The following is a 20,048-nucleotide window of genomic DNA, read 5'->3' on the forward strand; positions in this document are numbered from 1 at the left end:
CCTTAGTTTCTAACCACGTCCTGCACAAGACGTCGCGCCTGTAATGTCGCGACCGCCAACACCGCCATGCCGATCGCCTGATGCGAAAGCGCCAGCGCGAGATGCGGCGCGCCTGCGAATGGCGGCTCGACCAGCACCAGCGTCGCGATGCCGAGCGCGACCTGCATCAGCACATGGCCGAACAGGATCACGGCGCCGCGTCGCGCGCGTCCTTCCGCATTCATCCATGCATCGAGAAGATGCCCGAGCGCCAGGACGAAGATCAGATAGGCGATCATGCGGTGGAAGAATTGGACGGTGACAGGGTTGTCGACGAGGTTCGTCCAGACCGGCTCCAACCGCCACAAGACGTCGGCCGGCGGGATGAAGGCGCCGTCCATCAGCGGCCAGGTGTTGTTGACGAGTCCTGCGCGCAATCCAGCGACGAGGCCGCCCGCGAAAATCTGCAGAAAAACGAAAGCGAGGATCGTCAAGGCGGCCGCCTTCAACCGGCCGGCGCCCTCATGCACGACGGAGACGGCGCGCGGCCCGAGACCGCCGGCCACCCACAAACATGCGGAGAAGATCAGCGCGGCGAGCAGCAGGTGGATCGCGAGGCGCTCCTGCGCCACCTCGATGCGATTGACGAGTCCGGACGCGACCATCCACCAGCCGACGCCGCCCTGAAGCGCGCCGAGCGCGAGAATGCCCAGGAGCTTTGGCTTCACTGAGCCGGGCAGACGGCCCGCCGCCCAGAACCAGATGAGTGGTACGGCGAAGACAACCCCGATCAGCCGTCCGAGCAGCCGATGCGCCCATTCCCACGCGTAGATGTATTTGAATCCGGCGAGATCCATGTCCGGAAACAGTTCCCTGTATTGCGGGATCCGCTTGTATTCGTCGAACGCGTCCTGCCACTCCTGTTGCGAGAGCGGCGGCAGCACGCCGGTGACGGGCTTCCACTGCACGATCGAGAGACCCGACTCGGTCAGCCGCGTCGCGCCGCCGACGACGACCATCAGAAAGACCAGCGCCGCGACGAGCCAGAGCCAGTTGCGCACGGCCGCGGCGTTCGCCTCAGTCGCGTGGTGTCTGATCGCCGGAACCGGATGGGGGAAGTGCAGCCAATCTTCCATGAGACGCCGAGGGTTGGGGGCTGGAATGACGGCGGCCAGTTAAGGGATGCGGCCCTCGCTTGTCCACACCCCGCCGCCGCCTCCGGCACGGCGGCGAATAATTTGAAATAGTCCGCTTAGAGACGAGGGTCTACGACGCACGCTCTTAAGAATAAAAAATCTATTTATCCAGTCGCTGTGCACTTTCACCGCCAATATCACGCAGGATAACCTCGTCAAGCTTTTCCCATTTTATAAAAACTTTTTTATTGTTAGGAGCACTGAGATACAGGATACCCTTCTCTCCTGCTCTTATAATTCTACCTAATTCATTGCCATTTTTAGTGATTATTTTATCGCTAAATCTGTTGTTTTCACGACTCCTGAACCAACCAAAGCCGAACCCCAATCCGAACGCGGCACTTAGCACCAAGATATATACCGACATTGCTACGATTGTCGCCTTGGTAGCGTGGGACACCTTTGGCGAAACAATGACCTCAGCAACAATTAAACATATAGTTGGGCACCTCCAATAACCTGGCTTTTCGTGACTGGGTGTTGGGCGTGAGGCGGCTCGAGGCCATCCTTCCGGGGAGAATCGGTTCATGGGCTTCGAAAGCGGCGTCGCCCGGTGAGCGGCGCCGTCTTTGCCGCTAATTTTGCTACGCAGGCGCCCCTCTCTCGCGCAGCCAGACGAAGCGGCGCATGTTGTAGGCGAGATTGGCGAGCCCGATCTTGAGCCGCGCCCGCGCCAGGCCGATTGTTCGCACGAACAGGCCCATCAGCCCTTTCTGATGCGCGAACACATGTTCGACGGCGCTGCGCACTTTCGACTTCTGCGCATTGGCGATGCGCGTTCGCTCCGGCATCGGCTTGCCCTTGGGCTTCTTGCGATGAATGCGCGAGACGAAGCCGCGCCGCGACAGCATCGCTTCATTCTTCGCCGAGCGATACGCCGTGTCCGCATAGACCTCGCTCGCCGTGTTGGTTTTGTCGAGCACATCCTCCAGCCGCGCGCCGTCATGCGCGGCAGCGTGCGTCGCCGTCCATTTGCGGATCAGCCCATGCGCCCGGTCGATCGACACATGGTTCTTGTATCCGAATGCGGGGATGGCGAGATCGACCGGCGGAACAGAGCCGTCCTCCTCCCGCACTTTGGCTTTCGTATATTTGACCGTCCAACGCGCATCGCGATCTTTCTGTGCGAGCTTCGCCGGCTTGTCCTTCCAGCCCTCTGGAATGCGGCCGTCCTTGATCGCCTGCTTCTCGCCGTTCGTATTGCGCTGCTTGGGCGCGGCGACAATCGTGGCGTCGACGATCTGGCCCGACATCGCGAGAAAGCCGGCCTCGCGCAGCGCTGCGTCGAACTGCTCGAACAAGCGGTCGGCCGCATTTGCCTTCTTCAGCGCCTCGCGGAACGTCCAGATCGTATTGGCGTCGGGAACCGCGTCGGCCAAACCCAATCCGAGAAAGCGCATGAACGACAGGCGGTCCTTGATCAGATATTCGCAGCGCTCGTCCGACAGAGAATGCATTGCTTGCAGGATCAGCACCTTGAACATGAATACATGATCAAATGGCGGACGCCCGCCCTTGGAGCGGTCGGCCCGCGGGACTGCCGCCTCCAGCGCCGCCCGGAACATCTCGAAATCGACAAGCGCCTTCACGCGCTCCAGATCGTCGCCCTTCGCCGACAGCTCAGCCAGCCGTTCGTCGACATCAAAAAATCCGGGCGTTCCCTTCGCCATGGCCGCGATCCCCTTGCGACATGACCAAGTGAATCAACTCAACGCCGATTTGGCCAGAGGTTTTTGGAGGCGTCCAGTTGCGTATATGGTCGATATTACGAAGTTAATTACATCAGATGTCGTATATACATGATACAAAAAAATTGCAAAAATAACAAAAACTGCTACTGCCAGTGCATGACGATATCTGATAAATATAGGATTTTCTGCAAACTTCGTTGCTAAGGTTTGGAACCATATAGAAGCTGTAGTTACTACTCCGAAAAAAAACAAAACTAGCGAAAGCGGCAGCCACTGAATGCTAAATAATATGTGCTCGGACAACGAAAAAAATGTAAATATATCAATATCGATGCCATAGAAAAACCCTACATCGAATGATACAGCTATCGAGAGTATAGTTGCAGACGCGACGCTAATAAATTTGGTAACATTTTCAACAAAGTACTTAGCTGAAGCCTCAATCATGCTGTATAACCTTCATTGAAGTCCAATCTATAACTGCGGCCAACGGGAAAGCGTTCTCAACCTGCTTCCTGTAATGAGTTTATAAACTTGCCGAGCAATAAAGTGAACCGAATAAGTGCGCAACGTTAGGCACCGGCAAAGCCTCAAAAACTTTTCGTGACAATGTTTCGAGTTGGCACTTTTTGCTGAGGGGAGCGCCGCGGCGGATGTAAGAATAGCGTGGCTTGAGTCGAGGGATCAGGTGTCGGGCAAGAGCGACGAAGCAATGCGCACGATCGGCGAGGTCGCAGCGAGCCTCGACCTTCCCGCGCATGTGCTGCGCTTCTGGGAGACCCGCTTCAAGCAGATCAATCCGTTAAAGCGCGCCGGCGGCCGGCGCTTCTACCGGCAGCGCGACATTGAGCTGGTGATCGCGATCCGCCGCCTGCTCTATGACGAAGGCTATACGATCAAGGGCGTGCAGCGCATCCTCAAGGAGGCTGGCGTCGAGGCGGTCCTCGCGGGCGCCGGGGGGCGGCAAGGCGGGGCGCCGATGAGCGAGCGGCCGTGGCCGCTAGATTCCGGAGAAAGCGACGAGGAGACGGACGAAGCGCTCTCCGCGGAAGACCTGGCGGCGCTACGCGCCCATGATCCGGATCTGGCTGGAATCGAGGCGCTGGACACGGCGCCGATCATCGAGATGGACCAGCCCCTCGCGCCGCCTGCCACCTCCGGCGGATCGCGGCCGCTCGCAGCGCAGGAAACGCGGATCCTGCGCGAGGTCCTGGCCGAGATCGAGGAATGCAAGCGCCTGCTCAAGCTTACCAAGCTGTAGAAGCGCACGTTGCCAGCGCCGCGCGGCCTGACTATAACGGCCCGAGTCGGAGTGTAGCGCAGCCCGGTTAGCGCACTTGTCTGGGGGACAAGGGGTCGTGGGTTCGAATCCCGCCACTCCGACCATTCGACGGCGCGCGCTTCTGCCCCTCAAGTCCGAATGACGCGGCGCTCGACGCGCCAGGGCGCATTGCTTTTATTGGCTTGAATTCGGCCGTAACGCTCGCCGCGCTGAAAAACCCGCTGACATGCTTTGCCGATTGATCATCCTGCGGCAGATCGCGCGCTGCGCGTCATCGGCGCTATGAGGGGATTTGATGTCGCGGCCGGCGCAGAGTTGAAGAGCACCCTGCGTCGGCGCATTTCGCTGATTAGAAGAATAGACCCAGGCACCCGCCAGCCAGGCCGCCGACCACCGCCGCAGCGATCGTGTTCTGCATCCCGCCGAGCGCGGCGTATGCAAGGCCGCCCAGAAGGACCGCGCCAATACCAGCGAAGATGTAGGTGTTAGGGGTGATTTCCAGTTCTCTATCAGCCATGATCGTCGCTCCTCCTCGTTTCGAGAGCGCGCCCAATTCCCTGTTTTGGGGCGCTTTTGCTCGTCCTTAAGCGGGGACGCGCGTCATATCGACGCAGGCGCATAGTAGCATGTCGCGTCGGCTTGTCCAGCCGAAACGCCTGATCCGATGCGCGAACGAGGCAGCCGTCTGGGCCGGACATGCGCCTGACGGTTCCGACGCCGGAGTCACGAATTTTCCCGCAGCGCGCGCTTTGGCGGCCGAGCCGCCCTAACTTGTGGCTTACGTCGATGAACCGGCTCGAGTCAGGCGATGGCGTCGCGCTTAGAACGGTTTGACCAGGTGGAGCTCGTGCATGACGCGCGCGCGATCACCGGTGAAAGCCCGACATGGTCCGAATGCGAGCAGCGCCTCTATTGGATCGACATCGAAGCGCCGGCATTACATCGCTTCGATCCGAATTCCGGCGAAGACCAGCGCTGGGTCATGCCCTGCCAGATCGGCGCCTTCGCGCTGTGCCGAAGCGGCGACATTCTTGCCGCGCTGCGGCTCGGACTTGCGCGGATATCGCTTTCAGACGGGGGGTTCGCGGCGCTCGACGCGCTGCCTTACAATCCGCTGACGCACCGATTCAACGAAGGTAAATGCGACGCGCGCGGGCGATTCTGGGTCGGCGCGAAATTCGATCCTCTGCCGAGCGCAACGGTAGACCGCCGCGCAGACGCCTCCGGCGCTTTGACAGGCGCGGCGCCAATTCAAATGCTTGGTTTCGGTGAGGCCCTGCGGCCGGCGCAAGCGCGCGCGGCGATCGCCAACGGCATGGCGTGGAGTCTGGACAATCGCGTCATGTATCTGGCCGATACGCCGACGCGAAAGGTGATGGCTTTCGATTTCGACATTGAAAGCGGCGCCCTTTCCTCTCCGCGAGTGTTTGCGCAGTTTCAGGGATCGGACGGAAAGCCCGACGGCGCGGCGATCGACAAGGAAGGGTTTTACTGGTGCGCGCTCTATGGCGGCGCCCGCGTCGTGCGCATCGCGCCGAATGGCGAGATCGAGCGCGAAATCCCTTTGCCGGTGAGCCAGCCGACGATGTGCGCTTTCGGCGACGCGGACTATCGTTCGCTTTATATCACCACCGCTTCGCAGGGCGTTTCAAAGCAGCGCGAGCCGCACGCAGGCGGCATTTTTCGTTGCCGGCCCAGCGTCGAAGGCCAGCCGCCGAATCTTTTCGCGGACGAGGCGGCCTCATGAGTCCGCTGTTCGATTCCACGCGCCCCGAAGAGAGGACGCCCTACGAAGTGGAGGCGGCGGCCGCTGCGGCGCGGCTCGACCCCAGCCCCGCAACGGTCAAAGGCACGCCGCGGCGCAAGCTCTACGCCGGGCATAGTCTCCAGCACGCGCGCACAATCGATGACCTTCGGGCGATGGCGCACCGCCGCCTGCCGGAATTCGCGATCGAGTATCTCGAGGGCGGCGCCGAAGAAGAGGCCACTCTGTCGCGCAATCTCGCGGCGCTTGCCAGCTACCGCTTGCTGCCGCGCGCCTTGGTGGACGTCTCCCATCGCGATCTCAGCGTGTCTTTGTTCGACCGCTCCATGCCGCTTCCGTTTGCGATCGCGCCGACAGGGTTGAATGGGCTGTTCTGGAACAAGGCGGATGTGCTTCTCGCCTCCGCCGCAGCGAACGCTGGCGTTCCATTCATACAGAGCAGCATGTCCAACGAGAGGATGGAGGACATCGCAGCGATTCCCGAACTGCGACACTGGTGGCAGCTCTATGTCTTCGGCGAGCGCCCCATACGCGACGCCTTGATCGATCGCGCGGAGAAAGCCGGCTGCGAGGCGCTTGTCGTGACGATCGACGCGCAGTTCTATGGAGATCGTGAATGGGAGCAACGCAGTTTTGCACATCCTGGACGACTCTCGCTCGCTTCACTCCTTGAGTCCGCGCTGCATCCGCAGTGGCTCGGGACCACGATGTGGCGAGGGATGCCAAGCTTCGCCAATCTCATCGATTACGTTCCGAAGGATCGCAGGAGCTTCTATGAAAGCGCCTTCTGGATCCGCGCGAATATGGATCATTCGCTCGACTGGAACGAGATGGCGCGCATTCGCGCAATTTGGCCACGCAAGCTGCTGATCAAGGGCCTGCTCAATGTTCATGACGTCGAGCGCGCGATGAAGATCGGCGCCGACGGCGTCATTCTCTCCAACCACGGCGGTCGACAATTGGATTGGACGATCTCGGGATTGGACGCGCTGCCGGCGGCGCGCAGCGTCATGCGCAAAGGCGCGGCGCTCATCGTCGACGGCGGCATACGCCGCGGAACAGACGTCATAAAGGCGTTCGCACTCGGCGCGGACGCAGTGCTGCTCGGCCGGGCCACGCTCTATGGCCTGTCGGCGGCGGGCCGGCCCGGCGTCGAACGGGCGATCGACATCTTGCGCGAGGAGATCGATCGGGACCTCGGACTATTGGGAGCCCCTTCCATGAGCGCGCTTGGACCAGATTTTCTCACGCGCTAGCGCAGAACACGGGAATCTTGGGATGGAAAACGTCACAGCCTCGAGCGAACGAAAAACTTCGCAGGACGAGGCGCCGGTCGTCGTCGTCACCGGCGCATCCGCTGGCGTTGGGCGCGCGATCGCCGCAGCCTTTGCGCAACACGGGTTCCGCGTTGGTCTCCTTGCGCGCGGCCAGGCCGGTCTGGACGGCGCGAAAGAGGGCGTCGAACGACGTGGCGGCGAAGCCCTCGCGATCATGACCGATGTCGCCGACCCAAAGCAGGTGGACGCCGCCGCTCGAAACGTCGTCGATCGCTGGGGCCGCATCGACGTATGGGTGAACGTCGCGATGGAGACGGTCGTCGGCCCTGTCGACACCATATCGCCCGAAGAGTTCAAACGGGTGACGGAAGTCACTTATCTTGGCTACGTGCATGGCACGCTGGCGGCGCTGCGCCATATGCGGCCGCGCGGCGCGGGACGCATCATTCAGATCGGCTCCGCGCTGGCCTATCGCGCGATTCCGCTGCAGTCCGCCTATTGCGCCGCGAAATTCGCCATCCGCGGATTTACCGACTCGCTGCGCACCGAGCTGATTCACGACCGCAGCGGCATTCGACTGACAATGGTCCAGCTGCCCGGCGTCAACACGCCGCAGTTCGACTGGTCACATATGCATTTCACTCATCGCCACCAGCCGATCGGCGCCTGCTACGAGCCTGAGGCGGTGGCGCAGGCGGTCGTCGATGTCGCGGTTTCGGCCCATCCGCCGCGCGAGCTCTGGCTCGGCTTGCCGACTTTGCAGGCGATTGCCGGAGCGATCGCCGCCCCGGGTTTCACCGATCGCTATCTCGCGCGTAACTCGTACGAACAGCAGATTTCCGACGATCCTGTCCTGCCGGGCGACCCCGACGTGCTGCTTGCGCCGGCGAGCGAGGACCACGGGGCGAGAGGCCGTTTCACGGCGACCGCCAAGAATGATCTCATCGCCGTCGACCCCTTCTATTTGCGCGGCGGAGCGTTGTTCGCGGGATTGGGATTGCTTGCGGGAGCGTTCCTCCTGGGCCAGTCGCGCGCAAACAGACATGCGCGCGCCTTGCGCCAGCCCAACGGGACTAGAGGCGTCCAGACGCGGCGAGGCTAGCGATGCGTTCGCCGATCCTGCAGGCGAGCGCCTGAATCGTCAGAGACGGATTGACGCCGCCGCAAGTTGGGAAAAGCGAACCGTCGCAGACCCACAAGTTCGGGATATCCCAACTGCGTCCGTCAGCGTCGACGACGCTCGTTCGCGGATCGTCGCCCATTCTGCAGGTTCCAAGAATATGACTCGTGTCGTCGTTGGTCCAAATATTGTAACCGCCTGCGGCCTCGAGCATCTCGCTCATGAACCGAATGGCATGACGCTGCAATCGCCGATCGTTTTCCGAATATGAAAAAGTCACGCGCGGAATTCTGAGGCCGAACTCATCCGTTTCGTCGGCTAGCTCCACACGATTTTGCCGCCGCGGTTCAGTCTCCGCAACAGGAACGAATCCGGCCGTGTGATTGTAGTTCAACATCTCCCGACGGAGATCTTCGCCCCACAGGCCGCGCGAGGTGGCGAGCACTTGCGCCCAGGCCATCGGCAAGGGTCCCTGACTCATGAAGGCATAGGCGCCGTGAAAGTCCTTGCCGTCGTCCGTGTAGTTCCAGTGCTCGGTCACCGCCATGTTCGGCGGCCCCTTGTACCAGCGGATCTCCTCGTCGAAGGTCGCCCATGCGCCGGGTCCGGCATGCGTCGTCAGATGTGTGCCGACGAGCCCGGAACTGTTCGCGAGGCCTTGCGGAAATTGCGGGCACGCGGAGTTGAGTAGCAGCCTCGGCGTTTCGATCGCATAGCCGGCGACGACGACATTGCGCGCCTTCTGAAAGCGCCACGCGCCTTCGCGAAAATATTCAGCGCCGTCGACGCGACCGCGCTGGTCGATCTCGATGCGCCCCGCCATCGCAAGATCGCGCACCTCGGCGCCGGCGCGAAGCGCACGCGGGATCCAAACGATCAGCGCGCTTTGTTTGGCGTTGGTGGAGCAGCCGAAGTTACAGAAGCCTCGATAAACGCAGGGAGGAGATTTGCCACGCGGCGCCGAGACGGTCGCGAGCGGCGTCGGCGCCCATTTCACGCCGAGCTTTTCTGCGCCGCGCGCTAGCACCAACCCCGCCGCGTTCACCTCGTGGGCCCGGTAGGGATAGCGCCGGCGCGGCGGTCCCCAGGGATAGTTAACTGGCCCCGCGACCTTCAACGCCTCTTCGACTTCAGCGTAATAGGGCGCGATCTCATCATAGGAGATCGGCCAATCGAATCCGTAGCCGAGTTGGCTGTTCGACTTGAACCACTCCGGTCGGAACCGGAGCGAGATCATGCTGAAGTGGATCGTCGACCCGCCTACCCCCCGGCCCGAGTTGTTGCCGCCCAGCGCGATCGGATCTTCGCCGCCGGTGATGCGATCGTCAGTCCAATAAAGGACCTGCTGCGCCAGCTCATCGGAGGCGAAATCGTCGAGCGGCCGCCAAAATGGTCCTGCGTCGAGCACGACAACTGAAAAGCCCTTCTCCGCAAGCTTGCACGCAAGCGTCGCGCCTCCGGCGCCGGCGCCAACGATGAGGAAATCGACCGGCTCGCTTTGCGGATATTGTCGCATCGGCGTCCAGCCGCCCGGCGTAAAAACGTCTGGCGCGCGCCCATCCTTCGCGCGCGGACGCTCGAATTTCATCGATCTTCCTTCGCTTCCCACGGATCGCGCTGGTCGAAGCCAAGGCGCACATAGCCGCGTGGACTTGCCGGGCCGCCAAATCCCATGTCGCTCCATGCCGATGGATGCGTATACGCAAGCGCCACCACGGTTTTCAGCACCGTGTGGGTGAAGAAAGTGGTCGCACGCAGACCGCGCCAGAGCGCGGCCTCCACCTCGCCCTTCTGAACGGCGCGTAAAATCGCATCCTTCTGAGACGCATCCAGCGCCGTAAAACCCGCCGCGAACAGGCGGCGGGCCTCTGCGTCCATCGCGGCCAGGCCCTTGCGCCAGCTCTCGCGCATCGGCGGCTCGCCATCGAACCGGAAGCCTTCACCGATATTGTTGTAGAGACGGTCGTCGATCCAATGTGCGATCGGCGGACGCTCGCCGTCGCTAAAGGCTGGAGTCAGCCGCTCGACGATCGCCGTCAGGAGATCGAATTCTTTCTCGCTCAGAAAGCGACGCGGAGGTATGTCGCGCAGCCGCCGCGTCAGCTCCTCGCGGGTTCGATCGTCGAAGGAGACAGTGTCCCATTTGGAGAGGACGTCGTAGCCTCGGTAGGGCGTGTCCATTTTACGGCCTCTGCGGCGTCTCCCTCAGGCGGAGCTCTCTTCCAAAATCGACAGCGCCGCAAGCGCGGACAGGGAAAGCGCGGAAAATGCCGGAGGCGCCGGCAAGGGCGGCCCGTCGATGACGTTTTGGCTCCAGTTCCGCCATCCGCCCATCGCCCGCGACACGCCATAGGCGTGGAACCCGACGCCAGCAAAGCCCGCGACCGCCGTCAGCCTGAGCCAAGCCCGCGTGACCGGATGATTGCGGTTGGATGAACGCTCGAGTGAAGCCTTCGCCATCAGAACAGACGCCACGCTCGGCAACGTCACCGGCACCCACATGAAGGGATTATGGAAGGCGCCCCTGAAATGCAGGAGCGCCGCTTCCGCAACGGTTCCCGCGAGGGAAAAGCTGCTCAGCGCCGCGAGCGCGCGACCCGCAGGAATTCCAAAAATGCGTGTCGCGCCGGCGCGGATGCGTTCCGCGCAAAGGCCAAGGACACCGGCGATCGAGAGGGCGGCCGGGGCGCCGAGCGGCGCTCCGTAGAAGAGATTCGACCAGCTCAGCCGGCCTGGCCGCCGGAAGACGTCATAGACATGAAAGGCTGCCCCGATCACCCCGACCGCGACAGCCATTGCGAAGGCGTTCCTGCGAAATGCGCGGGCGCGCGCGGAACCGAAGGCGGCGCCTTCTGCGCCCGCCAAAAGCGCGAGCGCCGAGCTGATCAGCGGCGCGAACATTCCCGGGTTTTCAAACGCCCCTCGGTAAGGCTCCACGGCGCTGTCGGCAAGGACGGAAGCAGCCAGCAGCCCCGCAGAGCTCTCAAGCACACGCGCTCTCCGAGGCAGCGGAGAAGCTTTGGCGGCGAGCGCGCGCTGCGAACCGACATCCGCGAGACGCGCCGTTTCCGCCAACACAGCTCCCAAGACGAAGGCGCCTGCGAACTTCGGCGCCGCGGCGCGCAACTGCGCCGTCATTTTTCTCGGCCAGGGAGAACCGACGCGAGAACCTGTCTCGCCGTGCCCGTTATCAGGCGGCTCTGCTCGGGGTCGCCCTTGAACAGAGTCGTCGCGAAATTGCGGGCCTGTTCGAACGAAATGTGAGCCGGCAGCGGGGGCACTTCGGGATCCGTTTTCACCTCCAGCACCACCGGCCGGTCGCTGGCCAACGCCTCTTCCCATGCCTTGGCAAGACGATCAGGGTCGTCGACGAAAATGCCCTTCAGACCGATCATTTCGGCAAAGCGGTGATAAGGCACGTCGGGAATGTTCTGCGTCGCCTCGAATTTTGGATTGCCCTCCATGACGCGTTGTTCCCACGTCACCTGATTGAGGTCCTCGTTGTTGAACACGCAGCAGACCCATGTCGGGCTGCTCCACTCCCGCCAATATTTGGCGACAGTGATCAACTCGGCCATGTTGTTCATCTGCATCGCTCCGTCGCCGACGAGCGCGATCACGGCGCGCCCGGGATGCGCCAGTTTTGCGGCGATGGCGTAAGGAACGGCCGCGCCCATCGAGGCGAGACCGCCGGAGAGCGAGCACATCATTCCGGGCCTGATCTTGAGGTCGCGCGCATACCAGTTGGCGCATGATCCCGAGTCCGACGTGATGATCGCATTGTCAGGAAGACGAGGCGACAATTCCCAGGCGACCTGCTGGGGATTGATCGGATGAGCGGGCGCCATCGCCCGCTGTTCCAGCAATTCCCACCAGTCCCGCACGCCGCGCTCGATGCGGTCACGCCAGCCGACATGGCTCTTTTCTTCAAGCAGCGGCAGCAGCGCCTCGAGCGTCGCAGCCGCGTCTCCATGAAGATTGACCTCCATCGGATACCGGATGCTGAGCATGGACGGGTCGATGTCGATTTGAACGCCCCGCGCCTGACCCTCATGCGGAAGGAACTCCGAATAGGGAAAGCCGGAGCCGATCATCAGCAGCGTGTCGCACTCCATCATCAGGTCATAGCTTGGCTTCGTGCCCAGCAGTCCGATGGAGCCAGTGACCCAAGGCAACGTATCCGGCAGAGCGGCCTTGCCGAGCAGCGCCTTCGCCACGCCCGCCTTAAGCTTTTCGGCCACCTCGACGACTTCCTTCGCCGCGCCGAGCGCGCCGGCGCCGATAAGGACGGCCACCCTCCGTCCGGCGTTCAAAACGTCGGCGGCGCGGCGCAGGTCTTTGCGCCGCGGAACGATCACCGGTCGCGAATAGCCGACGCCCGTTCGCACCGCGCCATGCTCGCGCGGCGGCTCCTCATATTCGAGGTCCTGCAGATCTGCGGGGAAGATGACGACGGAAACCGCATGTTGGGACTTGGCGATGCGAACCGCGCGATCGGTCAGCATTCGAACTTGCGACGGCGTCTCGGCTTCCTGAACGAACGCCGCGACGTCCGAGAACATGCGATCGAGGTTGAGCTCCTGCTGATAATGCGAGCCGCGCGCCGTTCTCGGCGCCTGACCGGCGATCGCGAGCACGGGCATGTGGTCGCATTTGGCGTCGTAGAGGCCGGTGATGAGATGCGCGGCGCCAGGGCCGCCTGTCGAGAGGCACACGCCCAATTCACCAGTGAATTTCGCATGCGCGCTGGCCATGAACGCGGCCATTTCCTCGTGTCGGACCTGGATGAACTCAATCTTGCCTTTGGCGCGCTGCAACGCGCCGAGCACGCCGTTGATGCCATCCCCCGGATAGCCGAAAATGCGCCGCACGCCCCATTCATGCAGCCGGCGGACAAAGAAATCGCCAACGGTGCCGCTCATGGCCGTCTCGCTTTTTCATGGAGGCTAGAGACGCTCGACGCGTCCCCATTGGCGATAACCGGCCGCCGGTCCGCTTGTTCCGATTGCGAATGCATTGCTGGATCAGAGACCGAAGGCAGCGACGCGCCGAATCGCGTTGGCCAACGCGTGAGCCTGCCGTCGGGCCGCCCTTCGCGGCTCGCCGATGCCTATAGCCCTGTGAACTCACGCTCGAGAATGCGACATCAGGCGGAGGAAACCGCCCCGCTATTCGCCGCAGCCCATTCGGCGCTCCTGCGCAGCGATGTCGCGCATGATCGCGTGCTGATAGGCCGAGAGCGGCACGTCGTTGATGTCGTCATAGCTGCAGCCCGCATTGCCGAAGGCGCGTATGGCGCGCGCCGTCTTGAAGCAATATCCCGCGTCCTTGTAGATCTGATTGCGCCTGTACCAGAGACTTGCGCACGAAGCCTCGGCGGCTTCGAGGCTGGAAACGGCGGCCGCCGCCACGAGCGCAACCTTCAGCACACTGAATTTCATTTTCTTCCTCCCCCATATCGCGCCCCTTCAAGGGACGCGATCCGCTCCAGCTTACCTCAAGGCGCAATGCGCGACATCGCCCATGCGAGACGCCGATGCGGCCAAGGGGAGGTCGTTACTTCCTCCTCGCTCAGCGAGTTGCTTGCGCGCCCACATTGTCGCCGGAGCTATCCGCGCTAGGTAGCTTTCCGCTCTGCGGTGCGCGTGCGCGAGGCGGCCATGGCTTACCAGCGAGATCCCAGCCGACTAGCCGAGACGGCGCTGATCGTGTTCCTGTTGGCGACGGTGAACGCGAGTCTCTTCGGCGTGATTTACCGAATGCTGCGCTAGCGGCGAGGAGGATCACTGCGTCGGTGCGCTGCTTTGAGCGCAAATGGCGCGCGATTGTCCGTCGGATCGAGGCTGACGTCTATCGGTTCCGTGCGGCGCAACGCGCCTGTACGATCACGCCCTATATGAAAATCCGGCGCGGCTTGCGCGCCAAATTTGTTGCGCACGAACGATAGGGCAGCGGATGAAAGTTCTTCTGATTGGAGCGACGGGCCTCATCGGATCAAGCATTCTCGCAAGGCTTCTCTCAGCGGGACATTCAGTGATCGCCGTCTCGCGTGGACGCGCAAGCGTCCGACGCCAATTCCCCCAGGCGCAATGGCTGTCGCTCGATCTGAGAGCCGTCGACTCGCCACAGCAATGGTCGCGCCATCTTGAAGGCGTCGACGCTGTGGTCAATTGCGCCGGCGTGCTTGGCGGCAGCGGCTCAGATTCCACCGACGCGGCGCATGCCAAAGGCCCCGCGACGCTGTTCGCCGCCTGCGAACAGGCAGGCGTCAAGCGCGTCATTCACTTCTCGGCCGTCGGCGTTGATCGGGAAACCCCAAGCGAATTTTCAAGGAGCAAGGCCGAGGGCGACGCCGCCTTGAAAGCGACGGCGCTCGACTGGGTCATTCTGCGGCCTTCTGTTGTGGTTGGACGCCGCGCCTATGGCGGCAGCGCATTGTTTCGCGGCCTGGCGGCGTTGCCGGTTCTTCCCCGCTTCGAGGACGCGGGCGAACTGCAGATCGTTCAGCTCGAGGACGTCGTGGCGACGGTTCTTTTCTTCCTCGCGCCATCGGCGCCGGCGCGCGTTGAACTGGAAGTCGTCGGACCTGAGCGTCTGACATTCAACGGCGTCGTGGCCACGTATCGCAAATGGCTCGGCTGGCGTCCGGCCAAACTCATCAACGCGCCCGACTGGCTGATCGACGCGATGTATCAGCTAGGAGATTTCCTGGCCTGGCTCGGCTGGCGGACGCCAATCCGCAGCATCGCCAAAAAGGAAATGGTTCGCGGCGCCATCGGCGATCCGACGCAATGGACGAGCATGACGGGCATCAAGCCGCAGTCGCTCGAAGCCGCCCTCGCCGCCGAACCCGCCGATGTTCGCGAAAAGTGGTTTGCGCGCATCTATGCGCTCAAGCCGCTGATTTTCGCCGTAACGGCGCTGTTCTGGATTTCGACCGCGCTGGTTTCTTTCGGACCCGGATGGGATCTCGGCCTCAGCCTGCTGTACGAAGGCGGACTGTCGGGGCCGATCGTGCCGCTCGCCGTGATCGCGGGCGCCTCATCCGATCTCATCATCGGCGTCGCCATCGCCTTTCGGCGCACATCGAAAGTCGCGCTTGTCGCCGCGCTCGTTCTATCGTTCATTTACCTCATCCTCGGCACGATTCTCGTGCCGCGTCTCTGGCAAGAGCCGCTGGGGCCGATGCTGAAAATCTGGTCGGTCATGGTGCTGAACGTCGTTTCTCTGGCGATCGTCGACGACCGGTGATCTATCTCCTCATCAAATATATCCACATCATCGGGGCTGCGGTCCTGCTCGGCACCGGCGCCGGGATCGCGTTTTTCATGCTGATGGCGCATTTCTCGAGGTCGGCGCCTGTGATCGCCGGCGTCGCGCGCATCGTCGTGATCGCCGACTTCGTTTTCACCGCTTCGGCCGTCGTCGTTCAGCCCATCACCGGCGTGGCGCTGACGTGGCTCGCAGGCCTCTCGCTCACCGAAGGCTGGATTGCGCTGTCGATCGGACTGTATCTTTTGACCGGCGCCTTCTGGTTGCCTGTCGTCTGGATGCAGATGCGCATGCGCGACATCGCGCAAGCCGCCGTCGCTGCAAATGAGCCGCTGCCTGAGAGCTACTATCGCTTTTTCTGGTGGTGGTTCGCCTTCGGCTTTCCCGCCTTTGGCGCCGTGATGACGATCATATGGCTGATGATCGCCAAGCCGCAGATTTTCTAGCGTCGCAACGGCGTCGCCGAACGCGGCGCGACCGCTTACCTCGTGTACCAGACGTAAATGAAGGAAAAAGCCAGAGCCAGCGCAAAGCCGATCATCATGTTGCGCAGAAAGCCGCCGCCGAATTCATCCATCTTGCTTCTCCAACCGTCCGCGCCGCGTCTGTAATTTGGCGTAAGCCTGCACATAGCGCAACAGCGGAGCGTCGCTCTGCGCCGCGCGTGTTTCGTCTTGCCACATTCTTCAGTATAGTCGCCAAGCTCAGGCGCTATTTCCATGGATCCCGCCGCGCCTGCCTACGCTAGCCCGCCGGGGGAAGGATGCCGCGATGAAAGACGATCTCGGCGCGCTGTCCGTCGTTCTGAACCGGAGCACGGAAAAGCCGGGACCCCTGTCCGGCGCAACCTTCGTCGTCAAGGAGAACATCGACGTCGCGGGACATGTTTCGACCAACGGCCATCCGAGATGGGCGGCGACCCATGCCCCGGCGGCCGAAGACGCGCCAGTCGTCGATCGATTGCTGGATGCGGGCGCGCGGCTCGTCGGCAAGACGCATATGGACGAGATGGCCTACAGCCTGCTTGGCGCCAACCCCTATTACGGCACGCCCATCAATCCGGCCGCCCAGAATCGTCACCCCGGCGGCTCATCCTCGGGCTCGGCGGTCGCCGTCGCCGCGGGCCTCGTCAATTTCGCGCTCGGAACCGACACCGCCGGATCCTGCCGCGCGCCGGCGGCCTTTTGCGGCGTCTTTGGCTTTCGCGCGTCACACGGCGCGATTCCGATGGCGGGCGTCATTCCGCTTGCGCCGTCATTCGACTCCATCGGCTGGTTCGCCCGCGATGTCGGCGTCATGGCGTCCGTGGGCGAAGCTTTGCTGCCGGCCGACGCAAAGGGAGCGGAGTTCGGCGAGGCCGTGCTGCTCACCGACGCTTTCTCGGGCGTCGAGATGGATTTCGCTTCAGCGGCGGCGGAGCCGATCGACGCCATAAAGGCGTTCGGCCCCTGGCGCGAAGCGACGCTCGGGGAAGATTTCTTCAAATCGGCGCTCGGGCATTTCCGCAACATGCAGGCGTTCGAGGCCTGGGCCGCCGACGGCGCGTGGATTGCCGCGAACGGCCCCACCTTCGGCAAGGGCGTCGAGCAGCGTTTCGCCTATGCGGCTAAAGTCACCGTCGATCAACGAAACGCCGCGCAGGCGTTCCGCGACGACGCGCGAAAGAGAATCGACGCGATCCTCGGCGAGCGAGGCTTTATCGTATCGCCGACGGCGCCGTTTCGCGCGCCGCTGCTCACCGAAAGCGAAGAGACGCTCGACGCCAAGCGCTATCAGATGATGCGCTTGTTTCTTATCGCGAGCTTTTTCGGTCTGCCGCAGATCAGCCTTCCCCTGCCGACGAGCGATGCGCCGGTGGCGCTCTCCTTCATCGGTCGGAGAGGCTCGGATCGCGCGTTGATCGCCCTTGCGCAGCGCTTCTGCGCACAGATGAAGAAGACTTTGTGAGAGTTGGCGGCGTACGCTGATCGGATTCCCAATCGCGCGGTAAGCGCGCCGGACGTGACGCGACGTCCGCCACGGCGGACAAGCTCATCCGCTCGGCTGGGGTTTGTGGCCAAGCAGATCCTTGATCCGGCCTGTCAGCCGCTCGCGCACGTCGCGATAGGCCTCGAGAATGGCCTCGCGCGAACCCTGCGCGGCGGTGGCGTCGGGCATCGGCCAATAGACGACATCGACGGCCATCGTGCGCGTAAACTCCAGCGCCCTGTGATGCGCCTCGGGCGACAGCGTCACGATCAGATCGAAGTTCGAATCCTCGAGGTCTTCGAACGTGTGCGGCTTATGGCCTGCGATATCGACGCCGATTTCGTCCATCGCCGCGATGGCGAATGGATCGGGCGCGCCGCGTTTCAACCCTGCGGAAGCGAAATAGATCTCGCGGCCGAAATAGTGCCGCGCGATCGCCTCGGCCATTGGCGATCGAACGGCGTTCAGCGTGCAGGCGAAGAGAATCGACTGAGGCCGCGCCACTGCTAACGCTGCCTCATCGTAGGCCCGGCGCCGACTGACGGTCTCGTTCGATGAACGCCGCAAGCTCCTTTGTCTGATCCATGAAGAGCTGTAGCGCCTTCATGTCGAGCGGCTCGCTCAGGCGCTGCATCAGGAGAAGATCGCGGCCTTCGGAGAAGGCGGGCGCCAGTCCGCAAAAGAAGAATCCCAAGCCGCGCGCGCTCTCGACCAGCAGCGGCAGACCCGGATCGTCGATATGCGCTGAGAGCTGCACGGCGCGCGCGCCGAGCCCGTCCACGTCGCTGAGCGCCTGCGCCAGTTCGATGGCGGCGTTCGAGCCGATCGTCTCGAAACGAATCCTGCCATAGGCGCCATCGTTGACGGCGATGCTCGTCATCGAGCGCGTTTGCGTCGGCGCCCTGCCCCCGCTCAACGACGCGCTGACGCCGAGGCTGTCATATATCGCGCGAATGACATCGCGATATTCCTGCGGCGCGAAGACTTCGCAGGCGCGGCCGGGCTGCAGAAAGCGGAATGTCAGCAGAAAGCTCTGACGCTGCCCTGCGGTCGGCACAGGCAAGTCTTTGGAATGCAGCGTCTCAGGCGCGGCGCCGAGCAGAATGGCGCATGTCGGCATGCTTGCGCGCTCGTCGTTGCGCTGTGAGAATGTATGCGTCGTGACGGGCTCGGCGTAGATTCCGACGAGACCCAGTTTGCCAGCCTCATCCGTCAGCCGTTCGGTCATGAGCTCCAGGAGATGACGCCCGCGGTAGGAGGGCAGCACGACGGCTTCGCCGCGTTCGGCGATGAGCGCGCCGGGTTCGCGCTCAAGGGCGACATGGCCGATGACTTCGCCGCGCGCGTCGCGGGTCACGACTGGAATGAGTTCGCCGCTTTCAACTTTCCGCCAGTAGCGGTGGGGCGAGAAGACTTCGCGGTGAATGTAATTATGCCCGTAGACGGCCAGGAAGCAGCGCGCGATCGCCGCGGAATCGCTTTGCTGAGGCGCATCGATCTGCAGCGCTTGCGTCGGCGCGGCCTCTTCAGCGACAGGCGCCTCCAAACTTTCGACCGCATCTTGAGATCCTTCGAAACTGCGATGGAGCGTCACCTCCCATCCATCGACGCCGCGCTCGCGATAGGATAGCCCGGCCTCACTCCGCGCATGCGCGCCCAGCGAAGAGACAATGGCCGAAAATCGGGAATGGCCATTGAGCAGAATCCGCACGCGCGCTTCACGTTTCGAAGAAGACAGACGAACCGCGGCGCGCTCCGTGTTCGCGCCCGGCTGACATAAAATGCGCCAGATTTTCTCCGCGTCAGCGGCGATCAGGCTCGCACTCATCGGCGGGACGCCCTCGATCAGAGACGCTTCGCGCACGAAGGCGCGGAGCAGTTCGCCGGCTTCCGCCTCCATCGACAGCCGCAGCTCGGCGAAATGATCCGAATTACCTTTGCCCATGCGGATGATTCCATGATGACAAACGCAGCGTCGCTTGCGCGGCCGCTCGCCATTCTCGATTCCGAGCGCTCCGCTAACCCTTCCAGTGCAGCGCCGTGATCAGCGTGAAAAGCCGGCGAGCCGTGTCCTGATCCGTTTCGATCTTGCCCTTCAAGCGTTCGAGGAGAAGCTGCGCGCCTTCGTTGTGGAGCCCGCGTCGGCCCATGTCGATCGCCTCGATCCTGCTGGGCGTCGCATGTCGAATCGCGGCGTAATAGTTTTCGCAGATCATGAAATAATCTTTGAGAATGCGTCTGAAAGGCGTCAGCGAGAGAATGTGGGTGACGAGACAGGCGCCCTCCGGATCGCAGACCCTGAAGACGAGCTTCGCGTCGACGAGCGAAATCACCAGCGCATATGGCCCACCTTCGTGGCCAATCAGCGCAAAGCTGTTTTCCTCGATAAGGTCGTAAATCGCGATCGCGCGCTCATGCTCCTGATCGGCGGAGCCGCGGCCGATCGAATTTTCGTCGAGCGTGACGGAGATCAGCCGCTTCGACTCATTTGAGACCAC

The 20,048-nt window shown here is 62.6% G+C and carries 19 protein-coding genes and 1 tRNA gene; 8 read left to right on the plus strand and 12 right to left on the minus strand.

Annotation, left to right across the window (positions count from 1 at the left end; translation table 11 throughout):
• Positions 1-2: 2 nt before the first annotated feature.
• The 3 genes from AC0X69_RS03880 to AC0X69_RS03890 form a co-directional block, all read right to left on the minus strand.
• Entirely contained in the window at positions 3-1,115 is a 1,113-nt protein-coding gene (locus AC0X69_RS03880) for a COX15/CtaA family protein (protein WP_482611472.1), read from the minus strand.
• 160 nt (positions 1,116-1,275) lie between these two features.
• Entirely contained in the window at positions 1,276-1,542 is a 267-nt protein-coding gene (locus tag AC0X69_RS03885) for a hypothetical protein (protein ID WP_482611474.1), read from the minus strand.
• A 217-nt stretch (positions 1,543-1,759) separates the two neighbouring features.
• The gene (locus tag AC0X69_RS03890) at positions 1,760-2,845 is read right to left on the minus strand and encodes a transposase (RefSeq protein WP_482608161.1); all 1,086 of its coding nucleotides are present in this window, start codon (positions 2,843-2,845) and stop codon (positions 1,760-1,762) included.
• Positions 2,846-3,554: 709 nt separating this feature from the next.
• Between AC0X69_RS03890 and AC0X69_RS03895 the strand changes: the two genes are divergently transcribed.
• Positions 3,555-4,127, plus strand: coding sequence for a MerR family transcriptional regulator (locus AC0X69_RS03895; protein ID WP_482611476.1), 573 nt, complete (start codon positions 3,555-3,557; stop codon positions 4,125-4,127).
• 47 nt (positions 4,128-4,174) lie between these two features.
• Positions 4,175-4,252 (plus strand) — tRNA-Pro (locus tag AC0X69_RS03900).
• A 245-nt stretch (positions 4,253-4,497) separates the two neighbouring features.
• Here AC0X69_RS03900 and AC0X69_RS03905 read toward each other — a convergent pair.
• Positions 4,498-4,665: a hypothetical protein gene (locus AC0X69_RS03905; RefSeq protein WP_482611478.1), complete on the minus strand. Its 168-nt coding sequence runs from the start codon at positions 4,663-4,665 to the stop codon at positions 4,498-4,500.
• Between the two features lie 291 nt (positions 4,666-4,956).
• On the opposite strand from AC0X69_RS03905, the gene AC0X69_RS03910 reads away from it, so the two are divergent.
• The 3 genes from AC0X69_RS03910 to AC0X69_RS03920 are packed head-to-tail and all read left to right on the plus strand — an operon-like array spanning position 4,957 to position 8,292.
• Positions 4,957-5,895, plus strand: coding sequence for an SMP-30/gluconolactonase/LRE family protein (locus AC0X69_RS03910; RefSeq protein ID WP_482611480.1), 939 nt, complete (start codon positions 4,957-4,959; stop codon positions 5,893-5,895).
• Complete coding sequence (locus AC0X69_RS03915) at positions 5,892-7,169, plus strand: alpha-hydroxy acid oxidase (RefSeq protein WP_482611482.1); 1,278 nt, start codon at positions 5,892-5,894, stop codon at positions 7,167-7,169. The genes AC0X69_RS03910 and AC0X69_RS03915 overlap by 4 nt, the downstream gene beginning before the upstream one ends.
• A gap of 22 nt (positions 7,170-7,191) precedes the next feature.
• Positions 7,192-8,292 (plus strand): SDR family oxidoreductase, encoded by a 1,101-nt coding sequence (locus AC0X69_RS03920; RefSeq protein ID WP_482611484.1) that lies wholly within the window; start codon positions 7,192-7,194, stop codon positions 8,290-8,292.
• Here AC0X69_RS03920 and AC0X69_RS03925 read toward each other — a convergent pair.
• The 5 genes from AC0X69_RS03925 to AC0X69_RS03945 all read right to left on the minus strand — a co-directional run bounded on the left by AC0X69_RS03925 (position 8,264) and on the right by AC0X69_RS03945 (position 13,751).
• Positions 8,264-9,898, minus strand: coding sequence for a GMC family oxidoreductase (locus AC0X69_RS03925; RefSeq protein ID WP_482611486.1), 1,635 nt, complete (start codon positions 9,896-9,898; stop codon positions 8,264-8,266). The genes AC0X69_RS03920 and AC0X69_RS03925 overlap by 29 nt on opposite strands.
• Positions 9,895-10,491: a gluconate 2-dehydrogenase subunit 3 family protein gene (locus tag AC0X69_RS03930; RefSeq protein WP_482611488.1), complete on the minus strand. Its 597-nt coding sequence runs from the start codon at positions 10,489-10,491 to the stop codon at positions 9,895-9,897. Before AC0X69_RS03930 ends, AC0X69_RS03925 begins: the two co-directional genes overlap by 4 nt.
• A gap of 24 nt (positions 10,492-10,515) precedes the next feature.
• Positions 10,516-11,301, minus strand: coding sequence for a hypothetical protein (locus AC0X69_RS03935; RefSeq protein WP_482611490.1), 786 nt, complete (start codon positions 11,299-11,301; stop codon positions 10,516-10,518).
• A gap of 143 nt (positions 11,302-11,444) precedes the next feature.
• Positions 11,445-13,232 (minus strand): thiamine pyrophosphate-requiring protein, encoded by a 1,788-nt coding sequence (locus tag AC0X69_RS03940; protein WP_482611492.1) that lies wholly within the window; start codon positions 13,230-13,232, stop codon positions 11,445-11,447.
• Between the two features lie 246 nt (positions 13,233-13,478).
• Positions 13,479-13,751 carry a YARHG domain-containing protein gene (locus tag AC0X69_RS03945; RefSeq protein WP_482611494.1) on the minus strand — a complete coding sequence of 91 codons (273 nt, stop codon included), beginning with the start codon at positions 13,749-13,751 and terminating at the stop codon, positions 13,479-13,481.
• 514 nt (positions 13,752-14,265) lie between these two features.
• Between AC0X69_RS03945 and AC0X69_RS03950 the strand changes: the two genes are divergently transcribed.
• The 3 genes from AC0X69_RS03950 (at position 14,266) to AC0X69_RS03960 (ending at position 17,529) form a co-directional block, all read left to right on the plus strand.
• Positions 14,266-15,561 (plus strand): SDR family oxidoreductase, encoded by a 1,296-nt coding sequence (locus tag AC0X69_RS03950; RefSeq protein ID WP_482611496.1) that lies wholly within the window; start codon positions 14,266-14,268, stop codon positions 15,559-15,561.
• Positions 15,558-16,028, plus strand: coding sequence for a DUF2269 family protein (locus tag AC0X69_RS03955; RefSeq protein ID WP_482611498.1), 471 nt, complete (start codon positions 15,558-15,560; stop codon positions 16,026-16,028). Before AC0X69_RS03950 ends, AC0X69_RS03955 begins: the two co-directional genes overlap by 4 nt.
• Before the next feature lie 325 nt (positions 16,029-16,353).
• Positions 16,354-17,529 (plus strand): amidase, encoded by a 1,176-nt coding sequence (locus AC0X69_RS03960; RefSeq protein ID WP_482611500.1) that lies wholly within the window; start codon positions 16,354-16,356, stop codon positions 17,527-17,529.
• A gap of 84 nt (positions 17,530-17,613) precedes the next feature.
• Here AC0X69_RS03960 and AC0X69_RS03965 read toward each other — a convergent pair whose 3' ends face one another.
• From AC0X69_RS03965 to AC0X69_RS03975, 3 genes are all read right to left on the minus strand, one after another.
• The gene (locus AC0X69_RS03965) at positions 17,614-17,997 is read right to left on the minus strand and encodes an arsenate reductase/protein-tyrosine-phosphatase family protein (protein ID WP_482613305.1); all 384 of its coding nucleotides are present in this window, start codon (positions 17,995-17,997) and stop codon (positions 17,614-17,616) included.
• A gap of 70 nt (positions 17,998-18,067) precedes the next feature.
• Entirely contained in the window at positions 18,068-19,495 is a 1,428-nt protein-coding gene (locus AC0X69_RS03970) for a GNAT family N-acetyltransferase (protein ID WP_482611502.1), read from the minus strand.
• Between the two features lie 73 nt (positions 19,496-19,568).
• On the minus strand, positions 19,569-20,048 hold the full coding sequence (locus AC0X69_RS03975; RefSeq protein WP_482611504.1) for a UPF0262 family protein: 480 nt from the start codon (positions 20,046-20,048) through the stop codon (positions 19,569-19,571).

Source organism: Methylocystis sp. Uni0008 (assembly GCF_056838045.1).